At 63.4% G+C, this 23,965-nt stretch carries 21 protein-coding genes; 13 read left to right on the top strand and 8 right to left on the bottom strand.

Going from position 1 to position 23,965, the window contains the following annotated elements:
• The first annotated feature begins 111 nt into the window (after nucleotides 1-111).
• The 5 genes from AB0H22_RS05055 (at nucleotide 112) to AB0H22_RS05035 (ending at nucleotide 5,313) form a co-directional block, all read left to right on the top strand.
• Nucleotides 112-1,305: an MFS transporter gene (locus AB0H22_RS05055; RefSeq protein WP_180749742.1), complete on the top strand. Its 1,194-nt coding sequence runs from the start codon at nucleotides 112-114 to the stop codon at nucleotides 1,303-1,305.
• Nucleotides 1,302-1,829: a mycothiol transferase gene (locus AB0H22_RS05050; RefSeq protein WP_180748969.1), complete on the top strand. Its 528-nt coding sequence runs from the start codon at nucleotides 1,302-1,304 to the stop codon at nucleotides 1,827-1,829. Before AB0H22_RS05055 ends, AB0H22_RS05050 begins: the two co-directional genes overlap by 4 nt.
• Before the next feature lie 113 nt (nucleotides 1,830-1,942).
• Entirely contained in the window at nucleotides 1,943-3,472 is a 1,530-nt protein-coding gene (locus tag AB0H22_RS05045; protein ID WP_180748968.1) for an aldehyde dehydrogenase family protein, read from the top strand.
• A 90-nt stretch (nucleotides 3,473-3,562) separates the two neighbouring features.
• A complete protein-coding gene (ppk2, locus tag AB0H22_RS05040; protein ID WP_180748967.1) occupies nucleotides 3,563-4,429 on the top strand; it encodes a polyphosphate kinase 2 in 867 nt (288 codons plus the stop codon).
• A gap of 47 nt (nucleotides 4,430-4,476) precedes the next feature.
• Entirely contained in the window at nucleotides 4,477-5,313 is an 837-nt protein-coding gene (locus AB0H22_RS05035; RefSeq protein ID WP_180748966.1) for a hypothetical protein, read from the top strand.
• Here the strand turns inward: AB0H22_RS05035 and AB0H22_RS05030 are convergent.
• Entirely contained in the window at nucleotides 5,290-5,742 is a 453-nt protein-coding gene (locus AB0H22_RS05030) for a hypothetical protein (protein ID WP_180748965.1), read from the bottom strand. The two genes, AB0H22_RS05035 and AB0H22_RS05030, sit on opposite strands and share 24 nt — an antisense overlap.
• 59 nt (nucleotides 5,743-5,801) lie before the next feature.
• On the bottom strand, nucleotides 5,802-7,829 hold the full coding sequence (locus AB0H22_RS05025) for a prolyl oligopeptidase family serine peptidase (RefSeq protein WP_358145164.1): 2,028 nt from the start codon (nucleotides 7,827-7,829) through the stop codon (nucleotides 5,802-5,804).
• 79 nt (nucleotides 7,830-7,908) lie between these two features.
• On the opposite strand from AB0H22_RS05025, the gene AB0H22_RS05020 reads away from it, so the two are divergent.
• The 4 genes from AB0H22_RS05020 (at nucleotide 7,909) to AB0H22_RS05005 (ending at nucleotide 11,102) form a co-directional block, all read left to right on the top strand.
• On the top strand, nucleotides 7,909-8,187 hold the full coding sequence (locus AB0H22_RS05020; protein ID WP_180748963.1) for a putative holin: 279 nt from the start codon (nucleotides 7,909-7,911) through the stop codon (nucleotides 8,185-8,187).
• Nucleotides 8,180-9,001 carry a hypothetical protein gene (locus AB0H22_RS05015; RefSeq protein ID WP_358145161.1) on the top strand — a complete coding sequence of 274 codons (822 nt, stop codon included), beginning with the start codon at nucleotides 8,180-8,182 and terminating at the stop codon, nucleotides 8,999-9,001. Before AB0H22_RS05020 ends, AB0H22_RS05015 begins: the two co-directional genes overlap by 8 nt.
• A gap of 38 nt (nucleotides 9,002-9,039) precedes the next feature.
• Complete coding sequence (lpdA, locus tag AB0H22_RS05010) at nucleotides 9,040-10,437, top strand: dihydrolipoyl dehydrogenase (protein WP_180748962.1); 1,398 nt, start codon at nucleotides 9,040-9,042, stop codon at nucleotides 10,435-10,437.
• Between the two features lie 161 nt (nucleotides 10,438-10,598).
• Nucleotides 10,599-11,102 (top strand): carbonic anhydrase, encoded by a 504-nt coding sequence (locus AB0H22_RS05005; RefSeq protein WP_358145159.1) that lies wholly within the window; start codon nucleotides 10,599-10,601, stop codon nucleotides 11,100-11,102.
• Here the strand turns inward: AB0H22_RS05005 and AB0H22_RS05000 are convergent.
• From AB0H22_RS05000 to AB0H22_RS04985, 4 genes are read right to left on the bottom strand one after another with little or no spacing between them, the layout of a single operon-like run.
• Nucleotides 11,099-12,424: an NtaA/DmoA family FMN-dependent monooxygenase gene (locus AB0H22_RS05000; protein WP_180748960.1), complete on the bottom strand. Its 1,326-nt coding sequence runs from the start codon at nucleotides 12,422-12,424 to the stop codon at nucleotides 11,099-11,101. The two genes, AB0H22_RS05005 and AB0H22_RS05000, sit on opposite strands and share 4 nt — an antisense overlap.
• A gap of 7 nt (nucleotides 12,425-12,431) precedes the next feature.
• On the bottom strand, nucleotides 12,432-13,613 hold the full coding sequence (locus AB0H22_RS04995) for a GNAT family N-acetyltransferase (protein ID WP_358145156.1): 1,182 nt from the start codon (nucleotides 13,611-13,613) through the stop codon (nucleotides 12,432-12,434).
• Nucleotides 13,610-14,869 (bottom strand): acyl-CoA dehydrogenase family protein, encoded by a 1,260-nt coding sequence (locus AB0H22_RS04990; RefSeq protein WP_358145154.1) that lies wholly within the window; start codon nucleotides 14,867-14,869, stop codon nucleotides 13,610-13,612. Before AB0H22_RS04990 ends, AB0H22_RS04995 begins: the two co-directional genes overlap by 4 nt.
• A complete protein-coding gene (locus tag AB0H22_RS04985) occupies nucleotides 14,866-16,419 on the bottom strand; it encodes an amino acid permease (protein WP_180748957.1) in 1,554 nt (517 codons plus the stop codon). Before AB0H22_RS04985 ends, AB0H22_RS04990 begins: the two co-directional genes overlap by 4 nt.
• 256 nt (nucleotides 16,420-16,675) lie before the next feature.
• On the opposite strand from AB0H22_RS04985, the gene AB0H22_RS04980 reads away from it, so the two are divergent.
• Both AB0H22_RS04980 and AB0H22_RS04975 read left to right on the top strand, forming a co-directional pair.
• Complete coding sequence (locus AB0H22_RS04980) at nucleotides 16,676-17,083, top strand: MerR family transcriptional regulator (protein WP_358145152.1); 408 nt, start codon at nucleotides 16,676-16,678, stop codon at nucleotides 17,081-17,083.
• Between the two features lies 1 nt (nucleotide 17,084).
• Nucleotides 17,085-18,098 (top strand): aldo/keto reductase, encoded by a 1,014-nt coding sequence (locus AB0H22_RS04975; RefSeq protein WP_180748955.1) that lies wholly within the window; start codon nucleotides 17,085-17,087, stop codon nucleotides 18,096-18,098.
• Here AB0H22_RS04975 and AB0H22_RS04970 read toward each other — a convergent pair.
• Together AB0H22_RS04970 and ramB are read right to left on the bottom strand one after the other, a co-directional pair.
• Entirely contained in the window at nucleotides 18,095-18,637 is a 543-nt protein-coding gene (locus tag AB0H22_RS04970) for a carboxymuconolactone decarboxylase family protein (RefSeq protein ID WP_180748954.1), read from the bottom strand. The two genes, AB0H22_RS04975 and AB0H22_RS04970, sit on opposite strands and share 4 nt — an antisense overlap.
• A gap of 61 nt (nucleotides 18,638-18,698) precedes the next feature.
• Entirely contained in the window at nucleotides 18,699-20,120 is a 1,422-nt protein-coding gene (gene ramB / locus AB0H22_RS04965) for an acetate metabolism transcriptional regulator RamB (RefSeq protein ID WP_180748953.1), read from the bottom strand.
• A 537-nt stretch (nucleotides 20,121-20,657) separates the two neighbouring features.
• On the opposite strand from ramB, the gene AB0H22_RS04960 reads away from it, so the two are divergent.
• Both AB0H22_RS04960 and AB0H22_RS04955 read left to right on the top strand, forming a co-directional pair.
• On the top strand, nucleotides 20,658-21,074 hold the full coding sequence (locus AB0H22_RS04960; protein WP_358145149.1) for an MmpS family protein: 417 nt from the start codon (nucleotides 20,658-20,660) through the stop codon (nucleotides 21,072-21,074).
• Nucleotides 21,071-23,956 carry an RND family transporter gene (locus AB0H22_RS04955; protein ID WP_180748951.1) on the top strand — a complete coding sequence of 962 codons (2,886 nt, stop codon included), beginning with the start codon at nucleotides 21,071-21,073 and terminating at the stop codon, nucleotides 23,954-23,956. Before AB0H22_RS04960 ends, AB0H22_RS04955 begins: the two co-directional genes overlap by 4 nt.
• Nucleotides 23,957-23,965 lie beyond the last annotated feature (9 nt).

Raw genomic sequence — 23,965 nt, 5'->3', positions numbered from 1 at the left:
ACTACTGTGGACCAGAGGTACCGGTGAGTGCTGCTCGCCGAGGTCGTGGTGGGTGCGCGATCGTTGGCTCAATGCCCGAGGTGAGGATTTTTCTTGACGAAACCGCTACGTATGCGGGTGGCCGTGATCGGCGTGTTTGCATCGTTCGGCCTGGTGGTGGCTACCTGGGCGGTGCACCTGCCCACGATGAAACAGGCCGCGGGCATGTCCTCCTCAATGCTCGGCGTCGTGGTGTTGGTTCTGGGGTGCGGTGCCCTCGCGGGTATGCAACTCAGCGGTCTGCTCGTCGACCGTTTCGGTAGTGGTCCCATCGCCGTCGCCGGAGGCGCCGCCATGGCGATCGGCGTCAACTTCCCGCTGTCGGCGCACACGATGTTGGCCGCAGCGATCGGCGCGTTCCTATGTGGCGTCGCGGTCGGTGTCACCGATGTGGCGATGAACGCCGCCGCGGTCGATGTCGAACGCTTCTACGGTCGGCCCATCATGGCCTCGTTCCACGGGGTGTTCTCCGTCGGCAATGTGGTGGGAGCAGGCATCGGGTCGGGTGCCTTCGCGCTGCACATCCCCATTTTGGTGACCGTTCTCGGCGTCACCGTGCTGTGCCTGGCGGTGCTTGCATGCGCTGGGACGGTGCTGTTGCGGGGCAGGCTACGAGCGGGTGAGACAGAAGCGCCGGACACGATGCCGTACACGATGCCTCCGGCTGTCGCCTATCGCCGCAGCCAGGTGTGGATACTCGGCCTCCTGGCGTTCCTGCTCATGCTCTCTGAGGGCTCGGCGACGGACTGGAGCAGCCTGCATGCGCAGGAGCATCTGGGCGCCTCTCATTCCCAGGGAGCCTTCACGTTCGGGGTGTTCATGGCCGCCATGACGGTCGGTCGGTTCACCGTCGACAAGCTGGTGGCACGTGTGGGTCGGGTGCTGGTGGTGCGCTGGGGTTGCGCGCTGGCCGCGGTCGGCCTGGTGGTCGTGATCGCCTCACCGATGCTGCCGCTCACATTGGTGGGATGGGCGGCCGTCGGCCTCGGTCTCGCGGGCGGTGTCCCCCAGGTGTTCACGGTGGCGGGCAATATCGACGAACAGCACGAGGGCAGGGTGCTCTCGCGAGTGGTCGGGACGGGATACGTCGCGGTGCTGGGCGGCCCGGCCCTTATCGGCTGGTTGGCCGATGCGTTCTCGCTGAACACTGCTCTGGTGCTGCCGATCTTGGCGGTACTCGTCTGCGGCTGCTTGGCGAGCAACCTTGCGATGATCAAACCGCCGACTAAACCGGTGGCCAAGCCCCGGCGTACCGTCAAGCCATGACGGATGCAACCGCGGCGGCCTCAGCGCGGGAACTGTTGCGTGACAGCTTCACTCGGATCATCGAACATGTCGGCGAGGTGACCGACGGTGTTCCCGATGAGGGGTTGGTCCATCGCCCCACTCCGACCGCGAACAGCATCGCCTGGCTGATCTGGCATTCGGCGCGGTGTCAGGACGCGCAGATCTGCGCCATCACCGGTGAGGAGCCGGTGTGGACGGCCGGCGGCTGGGAACCGCGCTTCGGTCTCGATCTGCCGGCCGACTCCAACGGGTACGGACACACGCCGGAGGACGTGGCCAAGGTCATCGCGACAGCCGACCAGCTGAGCGGCTACTACCGTGACGTGCACGAGATGACGCTGCGCTACGTCGAGACCCTGACCGATGCGGAACTCGCGCGCGTCGTCGACGAACATTGGGATCCCCCGGTCACGGCCAGCGTCCGGTTGGTCAGCATCGTCGACGATTGCGCACAACACCTGGGGCAGGCCGCGTACCTGCGCGGAATCATCCCGCGGGGCTAGTGCGTCGCGAGTCTGCGCTGAGCGCGGAGAATCCGCCGGAATCTCGCACTGGACGCAGGCTCGGGAGCGAGCTGGGGGTGCGACTTATGTCACCTCATGCCTAGACTCACACAATGACAACGACGTCTGAAAATCCCGTCACTGCTGCCCGCAACATGACCCATGACGTGCGCAATCCCGCGAATGGGCAGGTTGTCGGCCAGGTGAACTGGACCGATCCGTCGGATATCCCCGTGATCACCGCGCAACTGGCGAAGGCGCAGCCGTCCTGGGAACGCCTCGGCCCTGAGGGGCGTGGCAAGGTGCTGGCGCGGTTCGCGCAGTGGCTGACCGATAACACCCCGCGTATCGAGGCTCAGTTGATCGCCGAGACCGGCAAGTCGAAGATCGACGCGGGCATCGAAATCCCGTCGATCCTGGCCATCATCGCGTACTACGCGCCGCGTGCCGCGGAATTCCTGGCGCCCGAGTCGCGACCCGCCTCCTCAATCGCGATGAACACCAAGAAGATCACGCTGCACCAGCGGCCCCGCAAGGTCGTCGGTGTCATATCGCCCTGGAATTACCCTGTGGCGCTTGGATACTGGGATGTTGTACCGGCGCTACTGGCGGGCTGTTCGGTGCTACTGAAGCCTTCCGAACGCACCCCACTCGCCGATGAACTCATTGCCCGCGGCTGGGAGGAGATCGGTGCGCCGCCCGTGTTCGAGATCGTCCACGGCGCGCGTGAGGTGGGGGAGGCACTGATCGACAACGTCGACTTCATCCAATTCACCGGGTCCACGGCCACCGGAAAGAAGATCATGGAGCGCGCCGCGCGTCGGCTCACCCCGGTCAGCTTGGAACTCGGTGGCAAGGACCCGATGTTGGTGCTCTCCGACGCTGACGTCAAGCGCGCCGCGCATGCCGCGGTGTGGGGCAGCATGTTCAACGCTGGCCAGACCTGCGTATCCGTCGAGCGGGTGTACGTCCACGACTCGATCTACGAGCAGTTCGTCGACCTGGTGGTCGATGAGGTCCGGAGCCTGGAGATCGGTGCCGGGCTGGACCACAGTGTCGGCGCGATTATCGACGAGGCCCAGCTCGAAGTCGTGGACCAGCATGTGCGCCAGGCCGTCTCGGCGGGTGCGCGAGCGCTTACCGGCGGGGCGCGGGTCCCGGGCGGAGGCAGCTTCTACGCCCCGACCGTGCTGGTCGACGTCGACCATTCGATGGACTGCATGCGCGAGGAAACCTTTGGGCCGACACTGCCGATCATGCGGTTCTCCGAGGAATCCAAGGCGATCGCGCTGGCGAATGACAGCCAGTACGGCCTCTCGGCGAGCGTCTGGTCCAAGGATCGTAAGCGTGCCGAACGTGTTGCACTGCAACTTGATTGCGGCACCGTCAATATCAACGACGTAATCATGAACCTGTCCTGCCTCACCGCGCCGCATGGCGGCTGGAAGGGTTCGGGTATGGGCTCTCGCTTCGGCGGCGCCAGCGGCCTGCTCAAGTACTGCCGCACCGAGGCCATTGTCGACACCCGGGTGACTCTGCCCAGTGAGCCGCTTTGGTACAGCGGGCCGAGCTGGCTGGCACCAGTGGCGCTCAAGAGCCTCACCAAGCTCTCCAACAAGGCGCTGCGCCCCTTCCGGCGGTGATGAGCCTCCTGCGCGAAGAACCTCGAGCGTGACACCTCACGTTCATTCACCGGCCATCCACGCGACGGTTGGTGCGGTTAGTTTCCGCTGGTGACCGACACCATTACCGCCGCCGCACAGGGCTACACCGTCGACGATGACGATGACGATGATCCGGTACTCATTTCGCCCGACGGTGTCGCGGTAGATACGTGGCGGGAGAACTATCCGTACGACGAGCGGATGAGCCGCCAGCAGTACGAGCTGGAAAAGCGGCTGCTGCAGATCGAGCTGCTCAAGCTGCAGAACTGGAGCAAGCGCACCGGTGCCCGGCACGTCATCCTCTTCGAGGGTCGCGACGCGGCGGGTAAGGGCGGCACCATCAAGCGGTTCATGGAGCACCTCAACCCGCGCGGTGCCCGCGTCGTCGCGCTGGAGAAGCCCAGCGAGCGCGAGCGCACCCAGTGGTATTTCCAGCGGTATGTGCCGCATCTGCCCGCTGCGGGGGAGATGGTGTTCTTCGACCGGTCCTGGTACAACCGGGCCGGTGTCGAGCGGGTCATGGGATTCTGCTCCGACCAGCAGCACTCTGAATTCATCCACCAGGCACCGCTTTTCGAGCAGATGCTGGTGGACGACGGCGTCAGCCTGACCAAGCTGTGGTTCTCCGTTTCGTCAGCCGAGCAGCGCACCCGTTTCGCGATCCGGCAGGTTGATCCGGTGCGGCAATGGAAGCTCTCGCCGATGGACCTGGCATCGCTCGACAAGTGGGACGCCTACACCAAGGCGAAGGAAGAGATGTTCTCGCTCACCGACACCGACCACGCACCGTGGATCGTGGTGAAGAGCAACGACAAGAAGCGGGCCCGCGTCAACGCGATGCGGCACGTTCTGGGCAAATTCGACTACGACGACAAGGATGTCGAAGTTGTCGGCCAAGCCGATCCACTGATCCTGGGACGCGCGCTCACGGACTAGATCCCCAAAGTCGCTTCGCTCCCGCCCGCCGGACTAACCTGGGGTCAATGCGATTCCTCTTCGCGGTCCTGCTGTGGCTGCTGACCACCGCCGCACTGGCCGTGACAGTGGCGGCGGCCTGGGCGCAGTCCGGGATTGTCGACGAGAACGGCTACGTAGCGCTGACGGCACCGGCGGCAGCCGATCCGAAGGTCCAGCACGCGATCGCCGAGGAGCTCACCACCCAGATCGTATCGCTGGGTAAGAAACAAGGTTCGCGCGTCAACGAGACCCAGGTCGCCGCACTCACCGCCGCGTACACCAGTGGGCCGCAGTTCCGTGACGACTTCGCGTCTGTGAATCGGGTGGCGCACCAATGGGTGTTCACGAACTCCAGCTCGGCGCACCGTGATTCGCAGGGCAGTTGGCAGATTGACCTGGCGCCGATGATCAAGAGCATGGTGCCGCAAGGTCTTTCCATCAAGGCGCCGGAGACGCTGAGGGTCTCGGTTACCGATGACAATCTGGGTGGCCTGACCCCGGGGCGTTTGGTGCCGGTGGCACGCTTCGGCCAGCTCGTCGTGTGGATATCCCTCGGTCTGACCCTCGTTCTCGCCGGGCTCACCCAGCTGGCGGTGCATAGCCGCGCCAAGGGTCTTGCCGGGCTCGGTATTTCGGCGCTACTCGTGGGTGCGGCCGGCTGGGCGGGGCTGGAGATCGGTCGGCGCTACCTGGATCGGCCGTTGAACCGGATAACCGACAATCTCCGCGATGTGGCCGACAGCCTGGTCACCCAGGCGGTGAGCAACGCTCATCATTGGCTGAGCCTCACGATGGCCGCCGGTGGCCTGGTGATCGCGATCGGCGTCGTCTCTGGGGTGCTAGGCGGATTGCTGCGCCGCTAGCCGGATCTTCACCATGTGCTCCACTGCGGCAGCCCGGTCGATATCCGACTGATCGAAGCTTCCGTCGGGATTGCGTCGCACATTGTGATATTTGGCATCTCGAGGCACCCGCTGCAGCAGGTCGGCCAACGGTCCGGCGATCTGAGGTCCGGTAAACAGCTCGGCCGTGCCGTGCAGCTTCTTGCCGCGTATGAGTGCCGTCACAGGCCGGCCGTCTCGCAGATTTTTCGCCCAGGTCCTGTCCGTGAATACCGTCAGGACGTCGCCGTCGAGAACGTAGGTCGCGGCGACGTTGTATTCCGTACCGCTCTTACGTCCGGTGAAGGTGAACAGCGCGATATTGCTGCTGATCACGGGATGCAGTGGGCTGCGGAGCACGCCCTTGACCATCTTGTTGACCCATGGTGGAACGGTATTGGTTTCACTCATGCCGTCATTCTGCCGACGCGGCGCAGTGGCCGCATCGGGGATCGCCCTGAGATTTCGGCTCAGGGTGCGAGCTGCCGCCAGAGGAACTCGATGGCTAACGCGGCCTTGAAAGCGGACTGGTCGTTGTTGGCCGCTCCGCCATGGCCGCCCTCGATGTTCTCGTAGTACCAGACCGGTTTCCCGGCCTCCTGCAGTGCCGCGGTCATCTTGCGTGCATGTCCGGGATGCACTCGATCATCGCGGGTCGAGGTGGTTATCAGAACTGGCGGGTACCGTCGATCTGACGAAATATTTTGGTAGGGGGAGTATTTCGAGATGAACTCCCAATCGTCGGGATTGTCCGGGTCGCCGTACTCGGCAACCCAGGAGGCGCCGGCCAGGAGCAGGTGATAGCGCCGCATATCCAGCAGCGGCACCTGGCACACCAACGCACCGAACAGCTCCGGGTAGGCCGTGAGCATCACGCCCATCAGCAGGCCGCCGTTGCTTCCGCCCTGTGCGCCCAGCTGTGCCGCGGTGGTGATGCCTCGCACCACCAGATCCCGCGCGACGGCGGCGAAGTCCTCGTACACGAGATGGCGACCCTCGCGCATCGCCTGCGTGTGCCATACGGGCCCGTACTCGCCGCCTCCGCGGATGTTGGCCAGCACGTACGTGCCGCCGCGGGATAGCCACAGCTTGCCCAGTACACCGTCGTACCCGGGAGTCCTGGCGACCTCGAAGCCGCCGTAGCCCCCGAGCAGGGTGGGACCCGATCCGTCGGAACCCTTGGGGCGCACCACAAAATACGGAACCGACGTCCCGTCGTCGGACTGTGCGAAATGCTGAGCCACTTCAAAGGACTCACCGTCGAAGAAGGCCGGTGCCGACTTGATGGGCTGTACTGAGGCCTCCGCGGTGCTTGCTTCACCGCGTAGCAGCATTGACGGCTGAGTGAAACCCGAAGTGTCAAGGAATATCTCGTCGCCCAGGTCGTCGACGGCGACAATCTGTGTGGTGGCGTTCTCAGGTACCCCGGTCAGCGGCCCCGAGTCCCAGGTACCCGGGGTGAACACCAGGATCTCGCTGGCCACATCACGCAGGATCGCGACGGTGAGCCTGTCTTGGGTCCACGCGTAGTGATGCAGGCTCCGGTGCTCGTCGGGAACAAACACCGGGGTCACGGTGCGATTGCCGGCAAGGAAGTCGGCATAGTTGGCCGCCAGCAGCGTCCCCGCCGAAAACTCGACGGCATCCAGCTGCCACGGCGATTTGAGCTCGACGAGCAGCCACTCGCGGTGAACCGAGACGGAGGCGTCGGTGGGCACGTCGATGCGCCGCAGCTCGCCATCGACACTCAGCTCATGCACTTCCGAGTTGAAGAAATCGGTGGCCCTGCTGATCAGGGTCCGCTCGAAGCCCGGGGTGTCGTCAAAGCCGGCACCCACCATCACGTCTGAAGATTCACCGCTGAACACCAATTCGGCGTCGTCGACAGGCTGCCCGCGCTTCCAGCGCTTGACCAGACGTGGATACCCCGAGTCCGTGAGGCTGCTGGGTCCGAAGTCGGTGCCCACGAACACGGTATCGGCGTCAATCCAACCGATCTGAGTCTTGGCCTCGGGAAGCGCGAAACCTTCCGACACGAACTGCCGTGTTTCCAGATCGAATTCACGCACCACCACCGCGTCCGAACCGCCGCGCGACAAACTGACCAGCGCCCTGCTGTAGTCGGGGCGCAGCGCGGTCGCGCCGGCCCAGACCCAGTTCTCTCCCTCGGCGGCTGCCAGGGCGTCGACGTCGATGATGACGTCCCACTGTGGATCGTCCAGGCGGTATCGATCCAATGTGGTTCGCCGCCAAAGGCCGCGAGAGTTATTGGCGTCGCGCCAGAAGTTGTAGAGGTACGAGCCCCGGCGGCGCACGTAGGGGATCTGCGCGTCCGTGTTGAGAATCGCCAGCGCCTCGCCGCGCATCGCCTCGAAACGTGCCCCGGAAAACTCGCTGGTAGTTATCGCGTTGCGTTCGCGTACCCAGGTCAGAGGTTCGTCGCCGCCGATGTCCTCAAGCCAGAGATATGGGTCCGGGGAGCGGCGCGCCGAGGTCATGTGAGCAAGTGTGCCAGGGACCGCAGTATGGTCGGAGGTGGCCCGGGGGCGTAAATAAACACCGAGCAGGAGCTTTGTCGTGATACCACTGCCACGCGCGCAGGTTGTAGCTAGCGCGATGCTGCTGGGGATAGCAGTAGGACTCGGCGTCGGAATGTCGGGCACCTTGATCGTGCACGAGGCGGTCCGACCCGACCTCGTTATCGGTCTCGTCGTCGCGGTACCCAGCCTGATTGGGTTCCTGATCTTGATTGCGTCCACGCGCAAATGGATGACGGCGGTGGCGGCATTCGTTCTGGCGATCTCTCCCGGGTGGTTCGGGATTCTGGCGGCGATACAGGTGATTCACGGTGTCTGACAGCGAAAAGACGACTGACAAGAAGGTCGATACCAGCGAGTTGGTGGACCAGTTGGAGAAGCCCAGCCTCGTCGAGGGCGATCTCGCCGATCCGCTGGAAGTGCAGATCGATAACGATGCACCCGAGCCTGTAGCGGTGACCGCGTTCTCGGCCATGCCCGAGACGGACACTGGAGGCATCGATGGCGTCAAGATCAGGGACGGTCTGGATACCTCCACGTTCACCGCGTTCTCAGCGTTCAAGGACGACGACCTTGAACGAACCGGCCGCCTGGACACCGACGCGTTGCCGCTGACCCAAGCGTTCGACGTCGGCGCCGACCGCACCGGTGCGATGCCGGCGACGTCGGCCGAGTCGATGACTCCCGACCCGCTCACCGGCGCGGTACCCGTGGTCGCCGACGAGCCCGCCAAGCCCATCCGGGTTTTCGCCGAGCGAGAACCTGCGTTCCTGAAGCGCTGGGTGCTGCTACTCGTGCTGCTGGGGGTATGGATTCCCGCCGGCGCGATTGGACTACTGCTGTACCAGCATTGGTTCGAGACACTGCTCCCGCGTGACCGGCTCGTTTCGGTCGCCTACGTGCTGATCTGGGTGTTTACCTGTGTGTTGGTCGCGCTGCTGCTGGCCATGGTGGAACCGCGTCCGATAGTCGTCGCCCTGGCCCTCGCCATATTGACGGCACCGGCCATTTCGGTGGCGGCCGCAGGCTTCAAGTACGGATATGTGGCGTGCACCGCGCCCTCGTACCCCGGTGTCCAATCACTGTGCCCGGAGCCGCTGCGCACCTGGGGCATGCAGTACCGAGACCGCTGACCTACCCCGGGTAGCGGTGCCCTACTAGGGTGGGGATCGTGACTGCACACTATGACGTCGTCGTTCTCGGAGCCGGTCCCGGTGGCTATGTTGCGGCTATTCGCGCAGCCCAACTGGGCCTGAAGACAGCCATCGTCGAGGAGAAGTACTGGGGCGGAGTCTGCCTCAATGTCGGGTGCATCCCGTCCAAGGCGCTGCTACGCAACGCGGAGCTGGCTCACATCTTCACCAAGGAGGCCAAGACCTTTGGCATCAGCGGTGAGGCCACCTTCGACTTCGGTGCCGCATTCGATCGCAGCCGCAAGGTCGCCGAGGGCCGTGTCGCCGGTGTGCACTTCCTGATGAAGAAGAACAAGATCACCGAGTACGAGGGCGTCGGCACCTTCACCGATGCCAACACACTGTCGGTCAAGCTGACGGATGGTTCGGCCGAGACGCTGACCTTCTCCAACGTGATCCTCGCCACCGGCAGCAGTGTGCGGCTGGTACCCGGGACCTCGCTCTCGGAGAACGTGGTCACCTACGAGAAGCAGATCCTCACCCGCGAGCTGCCCGGGTCGATCATCATCGCGGGCGCCGGTGCCATCGGTATGGAGTTCGCGTACGTCCTCAAGAACTATGGCGTGGACGTCACCATCGTCGAGTTCCTGCCGCGGGCGCTGCCCAACGAGGACGCCGAGGTGTCGAAGGAGATCGAGAAGCAGTACAAGAAGCTGGGTGTCAAGATCCTCACCGGCACCAAGGTGGAGTCGATCACCGATAGTGGTTCCCAGGTCACCGTTCGCGTCAGCAAGGACGGGCAGGAGAGTGAGCTCGTCGCCGATAAGGTGCTGCAGGCCATCGGCTTTGCGCCGAATGTCGAGGGCTTTGGTCTGGAGAAGACCGGTGTCGCGCTGACCGACCGCGGCGCGATCGCCATCGACGAGCGGATGCGCACCAACGTGCCGCACATCTACGCGATCGGTGACGTCACCGCCAAGCTGCAGCTGGCCCACGTGGCCGAGGCCCAAGCCGTCGTCGCCGCCGAAACCATCGCCGGTGCAGAGACTTTGGAGCTCGGCGATTACCGGATGATGCCGCGCGCGACGTTCTGTCAGCCGCAGGTCGCCAGCTTCGGGCTGACCGAGGAGCAGGCGCGCGCCGAGGGGTACGACGTCAAGGTGGCCAAGTTCCCGTTCACCGCGAACGGCAAGGCACACGGCCTCGCCGACCCGACCGGTTTCGTGAAGCTCATCGCCGACGCCAAGTACGGTGAGCTGATTGGCGGGCACCTGATCGGCCCGGATGTCTCCGAGCTGCTGCCCGAGCTGACGCTGGCACAGAAGTGGGATTTGACGGTCAACGAGCTGACCCGCAACGTGCACACGCACCCGACGTTGTCCGAGGCGCTGCAGGAAGCGCTGCACGGCCTCGCGGGACACATGATCAACTTCTGATCTTCCGGACCCCTTCTCGCGAGCAGACGCTTATTGCACATGCCACCTGGCAGCTCTGTGCAATAAGCGTCTGTTCGCGGTTGAGGCCTTAGCTCCCGCATCCTTGGATCAGGGCGTTCGTAACCGTTGACGACGCGGGGACGGGTTCATACCGTCGCGTCATGTCGACCACTGACGAACTGCTTGACAATGCCAAGGCGTACGCGGCCAGCTTCGACAAGGGTGATCTGCCGCTGCCGCCGGGCAGGAAGATCGCGGTCCTCGCGTGCATGGATGCCCGGCTGAATCCCTATGGGTTGCTGGGGCTGCGGGAGGGTGATGCCCATGTCATCCGTAACGCCGGTGGCGTTGTCACGGAGGACGAGATCCGGTCATTGGCCATCTCCCAGCGGTTGCTCGGCACGGAGGAGATCATCCTCATCCACCACACCGACTGCGGGATGCTGACTTTCACCGACGACGCCTTCAAACGCTCGATTCAGGACGAGACGGGGATCAAGCCGCCGTGGTCCGCCGAGGCCTTCACCGATCTGGACGAGGATGTCCGCCAATCCATTGCGCGTATCAAGGACAATCCGTTTGTTCCGCGGAAGGACAGCGTGCGTGGCTTCGTGTACGACGTCACCGACGGAACGCTGCGCGAGGTTGTCGCAGTCGAGGGCTAGCGCGCTAGGGCAGCGGGTGTGCGCACCGGAGCCGGCCAGGGTAGACCCAGGTGTTCGCGCAGTGTCGACCCGGTGTAGTCGGCGCGGAAGATGCCCCGGCGCACCAATATCGGCACCACCTGCTCGGTGAAAAGCTCGAACTGACCGGGCAATCCCGAGGTGCTCAGGATGAACCCGTCGGCGGCCCCTTCGGTGAACCATCGCTCGATCTCGTCGGCCACACGCTCGGCGGAGCCGACGAACCGGGTTCCGAATGCGTTCAGGGTGCGGTACAGGAACTCCCGAACCGTCGGATTACCCACGGTGGCAAGGTGCTTGTACCCCGCGAGTGCGGTCCGATGGGTCTCGGTGCTCTCCGGGAAGGCGGATGCGGGAACGGGTCCGTCCAGGTCGGCCCCGATCACATCGACATCCACCTCGAGTAGCCACCCCGCCTGGTACTCGGGGATGAAGTGTTCGTAGACGGTCGATTCGACAGCTTGTGCCTCGGCGTCGGTGGATCCGACTACCACCCCGAGCGAGGGTGTGACGAGAGGAAAGCTGGTCCTTCCCGCGGCGCGGGCCTCTTGGCTGAGTTGCCGATAAAAGTTCTTGGCGCGGTCGATATCGGTCTGACCCGTGAACACCACCTCGGCGTGCTTGGCGGCGAAGGCTCTTCCCGTGGCGGACGATCCGGCCTGGAAGATGACCGGCTGCCCTTGTTGGGACGGCGTAACCCCAAGTGGACCTTTGACCTGATGGAACTCGCCGTCATGATTGGCGACGTGAATCTTGCTGATATCGCTATAGATTCCGCCGGTTCGGTCTTCGACAACGGTGCCTGATTCGAACGAGTGCCACAGGGTCTTGATGACGTGCAGCGTTTCCTCGGCCAGTCGGTAGCGCTCATCGTGTGGCAGGAAACCGCGGTCACCGAAGTTGGCGGCAGCCGCCTGCGCGAAGCTGGTGACCAGATTCCATCCGGCGCGGCCGGAACTGAGGTGGTCGAGGGATAACAGTTGGCGTGCCAGGTGGTATGGCGGCTGGAATGTGGAAGAGCCGGTGACTACCAACCCCAGACGCTCGGTAACCGCGGCCAGATACGAGGTGGTGGTGAGTGGTTCGAAGTCCTCGGTGGACTTGTGTGCCCAGGTGGCTTCCGGGCCGAAGTTGAGCCCGTCGGCGAAGAAGATGGCATCGAACTTGGCCGCCTCGGCAGCTTTGGCGGTCTTGACCAGTGTGTCCAGCTGATTGGCAGGGCCGTTCTGCACGCCGGGCAGCCGCCACGCGCCACCCGAACGCACGTTTCCGAATGCGAGAAGATGAAGTTGACGGGTGCTCATGGCGCTCCTAGAAATTGGTACCGGCGAAAGGCTTTGCACCGGTAGAGAACAGCGTGTCGGCGGTGTCGAATGCCCCGGCCGAATGTGCGGAGACCAATCCGGCCCGGCCCAGTTGTGTCCAGGTGCTGCCGCCGAGATAGACCGAGGCAAGGGCCGCGGCGTCGAGCGATACGTCCGGGATGTGCTGGGTGCGACGGACCTTGTCGGAACCTACGGCGAACCGTGCCGAGTTGTGTGGCAGCAGGTCATCCCGGACTTCGATCACCACGGGTGCAGTGTCCGCGTAGGTGCGGGCTGCGAGAGCCGCCTCGACATCGACAAGGCGCAGCCAGGTCTCGTCGCGGATGCCAGTGACCTCTATCGCACGGGGGTCGGTCACCAGGTGGGGAAGTGGATCGTCGACTGGGCGTGGGGCGAGTTCGATGACATCGACCAGATCAAGCCCGAGCAGATGGCCGACAAGCGCTTGGTAAGCCTTATCGCTATGTGCAACAAGATCATCAACGGTTACCGTCCGCGCGCTGCTGGTGAACCAGCTGGAGGTGTCCAGCGGCCGGTACCGTACGTAGCCGTCCTCGTGTGTGACCACGTACGGCTTGACGGGGTCACCTGTGTCGATGAGCTCGTGTAGCCGCCACCACTGCGGTGGGCGGGCGATGGATCCCGTCCACGCGGCGCGTTCGTAGATCGATGACAGCAGTTCCGCTGTGGCCGCGGTATCGAGCAGCGTGAGGGGGCCACCGTCAATCGCGTTCTGCGGCAATGCTCGCCGCCGCTGTATGCGGTACGTCGCGCTGCTGGTCGCGACGCCGTACCCGAAGCGCCGGTAGATCAACGCTTCGGAGGCACGCAGGCTCGCGACGATTTCTCCGCGCGCGGCGATATCGGTGAGCTGTTGGGTGACCAATGAGGTGAGGATGCCGCGCCGGGTGTGCGTGGGCAGCACCCCGATGTGTGTGACGGCGGCATGCGGAACCCGAGAGCCGCCTGGGACGGTGAGCCAGCTGGTATACGAATCGGCCCCGCCGACAATCTCCTCGCCGTCGAAGGCGCCCAAATATCTTCCGGTTTCCAGTAACTCGTCGACAGCGACATCACCCAAGGGCGGCAGCCCCACCATGGACCGCCAGAACACCGCGAAGGCGCGCTCGCGTTCCGCCGGTGTCTGCAGGAACCGGACGTCCGTCACGAAGCCTTGCCCTGGGTGGTATTCGCGAGACGGCCGAGGCCGTTGAGGCTGCGCGGTAACGGCCACTCATCGGTCAGTAGGTAACGCCCGATCTCCCGCTGCCGGTACGGCAGCGGATCGTGGGTGGTGTGCGTGCGCACATTGCGCCAATAGATATCCAGTCCAACGGAATTGGCCGTCGACCGGGCGCCGGTTGCCTGGTAGATATTATGTGTCACGTCCAGGGATATCTGAGTGGACACGGATTTGGCCTGGTCCACCCGGATCGCCAGCTCACCCCACTGCACTGCGGTGAGCGCCTCACCGAGTGCCAGCGTCTGCTCGAACTCATTTGTCACCGCGTCGGCAAGCGCGATTCCCGCGGCGATCCCCGCGGAGAGCTGGCCCAGCAGTTGCAGGTGGTACGGATCCTCGGTCACCTCCGTGGAGTGCGCCTCCGGCCACGGACGGCCCTTTTCTCGGATGTAGGTGACGGCGGCGGCCAGTGCGCCCTCGGCGATCCCGAGGTACAGGTGCACGAAGATCAGCTGGCTGAACAGCGTGCGGAGCCCGTCGCGGCGCTCCTGGTCTCCGCTGAATTGTGCGAGGCCAGTGAGTACCTCGTCATCGCGTAACAACACATTGTGGAATTCGACGCTGCCGCTGGCAGTAAGCCGCTGCCCCAGGTTGTCCCAATCATCGTTGAACCGCAGCCCTTCCCGGTCGCGGGGAATGATCGCATTGACCGGCTTGTCCTCATAGAGCAGCACGGTGATCAGATCCGCGACAGCGACACCGGTGGCGAAGGTGCGCTTACCGTTGACCCGGTAACCCTCATCCGTGTGGATGACGGTGATACCGGGGTCGCGCGGATTGCTCACGCTGCCTTGGAACCAGCCCTGCTCGCCGATCCCGCGTGCGATGTACTCGCGCTGCGCCGGGGACCCGAGAATGTAGGTCCAGACACCATTCGAATAGTGGTAGAGCAGCAGCTGGCCGATCGACCCGTCCGCGGCTGCGATGATGCGGCTGAGCTGCAGGGCTTGTCCCAGACTTCCCCCGGCGCCGCCGAATTCGCGAGGAGTGGCGAAGGACAACAGCCCGCCGTCACGCAGCAGCGCGATCTCGGCGATGGGACTCTGGTTGGCCCGGTCCCGTTCGAGCGCGGTCTCGGCAAGCTCGCCGGCGACTCGCTGGGCGACGTGCGTCCACTCGTCGAACTCGGTATCGTTCACTCCCTGATACGGGGTGGCTTCGGGGGCGGCGGCGATAGTCATTTGACGAGGACTCCTGAATCGGCGGCGGCTGAGGGTTCTGGCTCGGCTTCCTGCTTCTCGTGGATTTCTTCGTGCAGGACTTCAAGGATGCCGAGCTCGGCCAATCGTTCTTGTTCGTCCTCGGAAAGCGTTTGGATGGAACCGATCCGGGCCGCCACCTCGGGGCGTCGTGCCCGTAGGTACCAGTAACGCAGCAGCCCGGCGAGCAGGATCGTGCCGAAGATGAGCGGCAGAATGTTGAACGGGAACGTGGGCACAGGATAGAAGTTGCTGAAGATCACGTATCCGATCGCCAGGGTGGCGGCGACGGATACCGCCAGGCGGGCCGGAGTCAGTGCCTTGATCCGGTACAACCAGATCGGGGTGGCCACCACCACAAGTAGGTAACTCGTGAGAAAGCCCCAATTCGCAACGTAATTGCCGTACACGTCGAATACGAGACGGCCGACCGAGCTGAGCGTTGCGGTGACCGAGAAGGCTGCCGCGATGATCCCGATGAGGACGATACCCGCAATCGGGGTCTTGTAGACGGGATGCACGCGGGTGAGAACCGTCGGCAGTGCACCTTCATGTGCGAGGGTGAACAATCCGCGTGCCGCTGAGCTGATGACGGCGGTGACGAACACGATGAACGCGATGGTCACCGCGAGACTGATCGGGTAAATAGCCCACGCGACACCGGAATTCGTGGCGACCTGCGGGAGTATCGCGCTGTCGCCGTCGATGTTCCTGAACTGCAGGATCTGGGGGTAGGTCGCGAGGATGTAGAGCGCGCCGATGATCAACACCACGCGCAGCAGGGAGCGGGCGATGGTGCGGTGCGGATCTCGGGATTCGGCGCCCAGAGATGCCACGCTTTCGAACCCCGCGTACGCACCCACCGCGGTGACTGCGGCGATGAAGGTGGTGCTGTTACCGAGGTTGGACAAGGACCACTGTTCGGTATCTATGTGCCAGCCGTAGCTGACGTATGAGGCCACGATAATGATGAAAATCAGTGCGGTGGCGATTATTTCGAAGACGAGCTCGTACTTGGCGGAGATGGAGACTCCGCGGTAGGGCAGGTAGACGGCCACCGCGACTATCACCGCGACCAGCGCGAGTTTGAATCCGGTTGCTTCCGAGTGGATTCCGAAGGCTTCGAGGAAGGACTCGAAGTAGAGCACTCCGCCCAGGGTGCCGGTGGTGGCGAAGGTGATGTACCCGATGAGCAGGCTGAATCCCGCGGCGTACCCGACACCGGGTCCCAGCCCGTTGCCGGCATAGGTGCCCAACGAACCGGAGGACACCGTTCGTTTGGCTTGGAAGCTGATGGTGGTGGCGATCAGGATGACCGCCACCAGGCCGATGACGGCGGCCCAGGCGGCGCCTTTGCCTGCCGCCACGAACAGCGAAAACGGCACCGTCGCGACGGCGACGCTGGGTGCGGCCGCCGCCAGGCCCTGCGCGAAGACACCCCAGGAGCCCACGGCATTGCGTTCGAGTCCGTGGGATTCGGCGGCATGCAGGGATCTGCCGTTGACAGTGAGCTGACGGTGCGGAGCAGACATGCTGAGAAGGGCCCTTCGATTACGGGAGGTGAACTGAAACAGTCAGCGCGCAAATGAGATTGCGCGCCTAGCTACAGTCCGGGGCCAAGCGCATGAACCGATGGTGAGGTGCCGTCAAGAAGGTGTCAACGGCGCTCCCGGCGTCGTCGCCGGTACCTGCGACGACTTTCGTCGCGTCCTGCGCTTTTCTGTCCGATCCGAGTGAGTCGAGCTTGGCCTTGACCTGGAGTCGACTCCAGGTTCTACCGTGGCAGCTGTGAGCACAGATGCAGGGTTTCCCATCTCGCACGTCGCCCAGCGGACCGGTCTGTCGATCGATGCGCTGCGCTGGTTCGAACGCGAAGGTCTGTTTCCCCGGGTAGCACGCGATGCGGGAGGCCGTCGCCGGTTCAGCGATAACGACATCGAACGTGTTGAGCTGATGCTGCGGTTACGCCGCACCGGTATGCCGGTTCGCGATATGCGCAGGTTCATCGAGCTGTTGGTGGGCGGCGAAGAGACCCATGCCGAGCGTCTGGAGCTGCTGTTCGCGCAGCGCGTCCGGATCCTGGCGGCGATGGAAAGGCTTACCGAGGATCTCAGGGTCGTGGATTTCAAGGTTGCGTATTACACCGAGTCGGTCAACGGTGCCTCGGCTCAATCCGCTGGAGGAAAGAAGAACTGATATGAAGTACACGCAGATCGGTGAGCTGAAAGTATCGCGAATTGGCTTGGGCGCCATGTCGATGTCATCGGGGTATCAACCCCTCGACACGGATAAGGGTCCAGACGCCGATCGGTCCATTCAGGCCATCCGCCGTGCGCTCGATGTGGGAATCACCCTGATCGACACCGCAGAAATCTACGGCCCGTATGTCAACGAGGAGCTTGTCGGCAAGGCAATCTCGGACCGCCGGGATGACGTGGTGTTGGCCACGAAGTTCGGATTGATTTCGCATGCCACCGGTGCGACGTTCCAGCCGGATAGCTCGCCGGCGAATATCGCTGTTGCGGTCGAGGGATCGTTGCGCCGACTTGGGACCGACCACATCGACCTGTACTACCAGCATCGCGTCGATCCCTCGATTCCGATCGAGGAGGTTATCGGCGCAGTCGCCGAATTGGTGACGCAGGGCAAGGTTCGCCATATCGGGTTGTCGGAAGCGTCGGCGGCGACTATCCGCCGCGCTCATGCCGTACATCCGATAGCGGCGGTCCAGTCGGAGTACTCGTTGTGGACACGTGATGTCGAGTCCGCGGTGCTGCCGACTCTGCGGGAGCTGGGTATCGGCCTGGTGCCGTACTCGCCGCTGGGCCGTGGGTTCCTGGCAGGCGCCATCCGGTCGGCGGACCAGTTGGCAGACGGCGACTTCCGTAAGAACCTGCCGAGGTTCAGTCAGCAGAACCTCGACACGAACCGTGCGATCGTCGGCGCCGTGGAATCCGTCGCGGCCGAGACAGGGGCGACAGCGGCTCAGGTTGCGCTGGCCTGGCTGCTCTCTCGTGGCGAGGAAATCGTGCCAATTCCCGGGACTACGAAGGCCGCTCGTGTCGAGGAGAACGCCGCTGCCACGGATGTGACCCTCTCCGATGCGCAGTTATCGCAATTGGAGACTGTCGCTCCCGCGGTGGGCGACCGCTACAACGAGGATCTGATGGCCATGCTCGACTGGGGGCACCTCCCACTTGTGGGGGACTAGTGGTCCAGCGGGATCCGCAGCGATGACATGGTCGCGGCCAGACCGTCGTACTGGGTAACCAACAGTGTGAAGCCGATGAGCTGGCGACTATCCAGGAACTTCGAGAGCTCCTCCCACGCCTGGTCGGAAAGCGTTCTTGTGGTGAGGATTTCGTCGACGCCGGTGATGAGCGCGCGTTCCTTGTCGGAGAGGCCTTCGGAGCCGGCCCCGGCGAAGATGCGGTCCTGATGTGCGGCGTCGATCCCTGCGGACTTCGCGATCCGGGTGTGGTGCTGTAGCTCGTACTCGCATTCGCGTACATGGGCCACTCGGAGGATGACCACCTCGGTGTCTCGGGTGGAGAGCTTGGTGCCGCGCAGGATGGCGCCGGAATAGGCCAGCCACGGCCAGAACCGGGTGCCCGTCTGTCCGAGTGTGGTCGCCAGGTGCATTTCGGGAGCGTTGACGGCACGCGCCATGCCCTTGGCGATCAGCCAGTTGATGGGGCCCAGCTCGCGGAGCCCTGGGGACGGGATACGGCCTTCGGTGCTCTTGCTCACTGGCGGGCTCCTTCTTGTCGGTCTTCGCGCATGCTGGGGGTCCCTCCCGCTTGCGGGGGCCTCATCCTTCTTGCTGGACGAGGTATGGCGACACCGTACTGCGATGCTCGTCGAGGTCGAGTGCCCGGCCAAGCGCCGGGAAGGCACGCTGGGGGCACTTGTCCCGCTCGCAGACTCGACAGCCCACGCCGATCGGTGTCGTCGCACCCTCCGACGACAGATCAAGACCTTCGGAATAGACCAGTCGATGTGCATGCCGCAGCTCGCAGCCCAGGCCTATCGCGAACGTCTTACCCGGCTGGCCGTACCGGGACGCGCGCCGCTCGACGGTGCGCGCCACCCATAGATAGTTGCGTCCGTCGGGCATCTGCGCCACCTGGACCAGGATTTTGCCCGGGTTGCCGAAGGTCTCGTACACGTTCCACAGCGGGCAGGTGCCCCCGCTGGAGGAGAAGTGAAAACCGGTCGCGGACTGGCGTTTGGACATGTTCCCGGCGCGGTCCACCCGGACGAACGAGAACGGCACGCCGCGCATCGACGGGCGCTGCAGCGTGGACAGTCGATGGCAGACGGTCTCGTAGCTCACCGAGTAGAACGCCGAGAGTCGTTCGATGTCGTACCGGAAGTCCTCGGCCACACCGTGGAACTGTCGGTAAGGGAGGACGGTGGCGGCGGCGAAGTAGTTGGCCAACCCCAGCCGCGCCAGCTTGCGTGATTCCTCGGAGGTGAACTTGCCGTCGTCCACCATCGTGTCGATGAGATCGCCGTACTCCAGGTAGGCCAGCTCGGCGGCCAGCTTGAAAACCTGTTGCCCCCCGGAGAGGTGATTGCTGATCTCCAGTGTCTTAGTTCCCGGGTCGTACTTGTGCAGGACGCTGTCGCCCAGGTCGATGCGCCGGGCAATCTGTATGCCGTGTACCTCGGTGAGCCGGCCGGCGATCTCTCTGGCCAGGTCCGCGCGGTGCATGCGCATCCGGACCGTCAGATCTTCGGCGGCGGTGTCGAGCTCGTGTAGATAGTTGTGCCGCTGATAGAAGTAGTCGCGCACTTCCTCGTGCGGCATGGTGATGGAGCCGCTGCCGCTGCCGTCGGAGTACCGGTCCTCGGTGGCAGCCGCGAGCTGTGTAGTGGTGATCCGGTAGCGGCGGTGCAGGTTGACGATGGCGCGTGCCAACGCGGGATGCCCGGCGACGACATCGGCGATCTCGGCGGGGTCGACATCGATATCCAGGTCCTTGTCCTGCACCACCTCGCGCAGCTCGGCGATGAGGCGGCTGTCGTCCTGGGAAGAGAAGAACGTCGCGTCGACGCCGAACACCTCGGTGATGCGTAACAGCACCGCGACGGTCAGTGGCCGGACGTCATGCTCGATTTGGTTGAGATAGCTCGGGGAGATCTCCAGCATCTGGGCGAGCGCGGCCTGGCTGAACCCGCGTTCGCTCCGGAGTTGACGAAGGCGCCCACCAACGTACGTCTTGGACACGTTGACCAGCGTACGCGCCTTGCAAACTCCATCTTCGCAGTCTTGGCAAGGTCCCCCGATCCAATCCTGGATCCTCGTCTTCGCCGAGAAGGGTGAGCCAGATATCACGGAGCGATCAAGCAGGTTTGCTTTCTGGGCCTACCAGGATTGAGTCGACCGGCGAACATGGCTGGCTGAGCTGCTTCTCGCTATGACCGGCGCCACTGTGGCCGGCTGTTCGGCCCGGAGGTCACAAAGAGGGCTCCCAGCTGCTGATTAGCCATCTGTTCGCCCATTCGCACGAAATGGCAAAACCGGTCACCGTAGTTGCCCGCGTGAGAGTGCAGTAAATCTGTACACGCTCGTATCCTAAATAGCGTGCTACTCATCGCATATCGGGTGTGCAACGGGCACATACGCGGCTCTCATGCATGGTCTAATCTTTAACGGCCGGGAGCACCGCTGAGGTGTTCGGCGTTTTGCAATTGGGATGTATATGTCCGAGCATGGTGCCGGATGCGGAGATAGACGAGGAGGGTTACGATTCTTCGGCTTTTGATGCGTCTGTGGATTCCACTACTTGTGCTTGCGGTAATTGGCGCCGGTGGATTTACTGTGTCGCGGCTGCACGGCGTTTTCGGATCTGAGAACCGTCCGTCGTATGCCGATACGAATGTCAGTGATGCCCAATCGTTTAACCCCAAGAAAATGTCGTATGAAGTCTTCGGTTCGCCGGGGACCGTGGCTGATATCAGCTATTTCGACGTCAACGGCGAACCGCTATACATTCAGAAAATCACATTGCCGTGGTCGGTGAAATTCGACATCACCAAGACGAGCGCCGTGGGAAGCATCATGGCGCAGGGCGATAGTCACAGCATCGGCTGCCGTATCACCGTGGATGATGAGGTTAAATCCGAGAAGGTGACAAATCAGACGAATGCCTTTACCTCCTGCCTTCTGAAGGCCGCATGAGCAAGGAAGACGGCGGCAAAGTTCGATCGCACCGGCCGATAATGGCGACCATTATCCGCCGGGGGGCCCCGCTCATTATCCTGGGCTGGCTTGCGATCACTGTCCTGTTGAGCGTCACGGTGCCGCCGCTGGAGATCGTCGAAAGAGAACATTCGGTTTCGCTAAGCCCGCCCGATGCGCCGTCCGTCAAAGCGATGACGCAGATGGGGAAGGTCTTCCAGGAATCCAATTCCGAGAGCGTCGCGGTGATCGTGCTCGAGGGGGATCAGCCTCTTGGCGACGATGCGCATAAGTACTACGACGCCGTCGTTCGTCAATTGAAGGACGACCCAAAGCACGTGCAGCACGTTCAGGACTTTTGGGGTGACCCACTGACCGCTGGCGCAGCGCAAAGTGCCGACGGAAAAGCCACGTACGTTCAACTGAATCTCACCGGTCGCTTTGGCCAGGCCGAAGCGAACGAGTCCGTACTCGCCGTCCAGAACATCGTGAAGAACACTCCCGGGCTGCCTCCGGGGGTAAAGACGTACGTCACGGGTCCGGCGGCCATCGTCTCGGACATGGCGGAGAGCGGTAACCGGACGGTCATCCTCATCACCTTGGTGAGCGTCGGGGTGATTTTCCTGATGCTGCTCCTGCTCTATCGGTCCTTCTTCACCGTCATCATCTTGTTGTTCACGGTCGGCATCGAGCTGCAAGTCGCGCGAGGACTTGTCGCGTTCCTCGGCATGCACGGGATCGTGGGTCTGACCACCTTCGTCGTCAATCTGTTGGTCTCCGTGGGTATCGCCGCAGGTACGGACTACGGCATCTTCTTCGCCGGGCGGTATCAAGAGGCTCGCCAGGCGGGCGAAGATCGTGAAACCGCCTACTACACCGCCTATCGCGGGGTGGCCAAGGTCGTCTTGGCATCCGGCCTGACCATCGCGGGAGCGATTGCCTGCCTGCATTTCACCCGACTGCCCTACTTCCAGCCGCTGGGTATCCCCGGCGCGGTGGGCATCTTGGTCGCGGTGGCGGTTGCGCTCACCCTGGTGCCGGCGTGCATTGCCGCCGGCAGTCGCGTCGGGCTGTTCGATCCCAAGCGGCAGGTGACAACGCGCCGGTGGCGGCGGATCGGCACAGCGATCGTGCGGTGGCCGGGACCCATTCTCGCCGCCACGGTGGCGATCGCGCTCATCGGGCTCTTGACGCTCCCCGGATATAGCCCGAGCTACACCGACGCGAAGTACATCCCGCAGGACATCCCCGCGACTCAGGGTCTCATCGCCGCCTCACGGCATTTCCCGGAATCGAAGATGTCCACGCCCGACATTCTGTTGATCGAGGCCAATCACGATATGCGTAACTCGGCCGACCTGCTGGTGTTGAACAGGCTGGCCAAGGCGGTTTTCGCGGTTCCTGGCATTGCCAACGTGCAGTCCATCACGCGGCCCGAGGGAACGCAGATTGAGCACTCGTCGGTGCCGTTCATGCTCAGCATGTCGAATGCGAGTCAGCGGCTGAGTCTGCCGTTCCAGAGAGCACGCATGGAAGACATGCTCAAGCAGGCCGACGATATGTCGACAACGATCGCGCTCATGCAACGCATGGCCGACCTGATGAAACAGATGGTGGACACAACCCACCGTATGGTCGGTACCACGAAGGACCTGCAGGCGGATATGTCCACGTTGCGGGACCATATCGAGGATTTCGAAGATTTCTGGCGGCCGATCCGAAACTACTTCTATTGGGAGAAGCACTGTTTCGACATCCCCATCTGCTGGTCGTTCAGGTCCATATTCGATGCGCTCGACGGCATCGATCAGGTGACCGACAAGATGCAGGTTCTGATCGGTGATCTGGACGAGCTGGACAAGCTCATGCCGCAGATGCTCGAGCAGTTCCCCGTGATGATCGCCACCATGAAGAGCACGCGCGAATCCATGTTGACGATGCACAGCACAATGTCCGGCATCTTCGCCCAAATGGATGAGTCAACCGAGAATTCGACCGCCATGGGCAAGGCGTTCGACGCTTCGAAGAACGATGACTCCTTCTATCTGCCGCCTGACGTTCTGAAGAACAAGGACTTCCAGCGGGTCATGAAGATCTTTATGTCGCCCGACGGAAAGTCCTCGCGGATGCTGATATCGCAGCGCGGAGATCCGGCGACGCCCGAGGGCATTTCGCGGGTGGAGCCGATCAAGACCGCGGCCGAGGAAGCGCTCAAGGGGACCCCGCTCGAGCACGCCAAGGTCTCCCTGGCCGGCACGGCGGCGGGTGTGAAGGAGCTGGTCGATGGATCAAAATACGATCTCTTGATCGCCGGTGTGGCAGCTCTGTGCCTCATTTTCATCATCATGCTGCTGATGACCCGGAGCCTGGTTGCGGCGCTGGTGATCGTCGGTACGGTGGCGCTCTCGCTGGGCGCGTCCTTCGGGCTGTCCGTGCTGGTCTGGCAACACATTTGCGGTATCCAGATCAACTGGGTGGTGCTGGCCATGTCCGTCATCGTGCTGCTGGCGGTGGGGTCTGACTACAACCTGCTGCTGGTATCGCGAATGAAGGAGGAGCTGGGCGCCGGCCTCAACACGGGCATCATTCGGGCGATGGGTGGCACCGGCAAGGTCGTGACGGCCGCGGGCCTGGTGTTCGCCGCCACGATGGGATCGATGATCGTCAGCGATCTGCTCACCATCGGGCAGGTGGGAACCACGATCGGTCTGGGTCTGCTGTTCGACACCTTGATCGTGCGCGCGTTCATGACGCCGGCCATTGCCGCGCTACTGGGTCGATGGTTCTGGTGGCCGCTGAAAGTGGGTCCCCGCCCGGCCGGTGTGGTTCACGGCTGGAAGGGGCCTCGCCCACTGGTGCGTTCCCTGTTGCAGAGGGACTAGCGGAGCCGC

The sequence above is a fragment of the Mycobacterium sp. NPDC050853 genome, assembly GCF_040653875.1.
GTDB lineage: Bacteria > Actinomycetota > Actinomycetes > Mycobacteriales > Mycobacteriaceae > Mycobacterium.
Note: the sequence above shows the minus strand (reverse complement) of the source record. Positions and strands in the feature narration are given on the sequence as shown.

Coding starts and splice junctions, on each gene's coding strand:
- AB0H22_RS05025 (WP_358145164.1), bottom strand. CDS start 7,829: ATGACCTCGGCGCGCCGCTCCCCGGACCCATATCTCTGGCTTGAGGAC.
- AB0H22_RS04975 (WP_180748955.1), top strand. CDS start 17,085: ATGAAGTACACGCAGATCGGTGAGCTGAAAGTATCGCGAATTGGCTTG.
- AB0H22_RS05050 (WP_180748969.1), top strand. CDS start 1,302: ATGACGGATGCAACCGCGGCGGCCTCAGCGCGGGAACTGTTGCGTGAC.
- AB0H22_RS05030 (WP_180748965.1), bottom strand. CDS start 5,742: ATGAGTGAAACCAATACCGTTCCACCATGGGTCAACAAGATGGTCAAG.
- AB0H22_RS04985 (WP_180748957.1), bottom strand. CDS start 16,419: ATGTCTGCTCCGCACCGTCAGCTCACTGTCAACGGCAGATCCCTGCAT.
- AB0H22_RS05035 (WP_180748966.1), top strand. CDS start 4,477: ATGCGATTCCTCTTCGCGGTCCTGCTGTGGCTGCTGACCACCGCCGCA.
- AB0H22_RS05055 (WP_180749742.1), top strand. CDS start 112: ATGCGGGTGGCCGTGATCGGCGTGTTTGCATCGTTCGGCCTGGTGGTG.
- AB0H22_RS05000 (WP_180748960.1), bottom strand. CDS start 12,424: ATGAGCACCCGTCAACTTCATCTTCTCGCATTCGGAAACGTGCGTTCG.
- AB0H22_RS04990 (WP_358145154.1), bottom strand. CDS start 14,869: ATGACTATCGCCGCCGCCCCCGAAGCCACCCCGTATCAGGGAGTGAAC.
- AB0H22_RS04955 (WP_180748951.1), top strand. CDS start 21,071: ATGAGCAAGGAAGACGGCGGCAAAGTTCGATCGCACCGGCCGATAATG.
- AB0H22_RS04960 (WP_358145149.1), top strand. CDS start 20,658: ATGCGTCTGTGGATTCCACTACTTGTGCTTGCGGTAATTGGCGCCGGT.
- AB0H22_RS05005 (WP_358145159.1), top strand. CDS start 10,599: ATGTCGACCACTGACGAACTGCTTGACAATGCCAAGGCGTACGCGGCC.
- AB0H22_RS05045 (WP_180748968.1), top strand. CDS start 1,943: ATGACAACGACGTCTGAAAATCCCGTCACTGCTGCCCGCAACATGACC.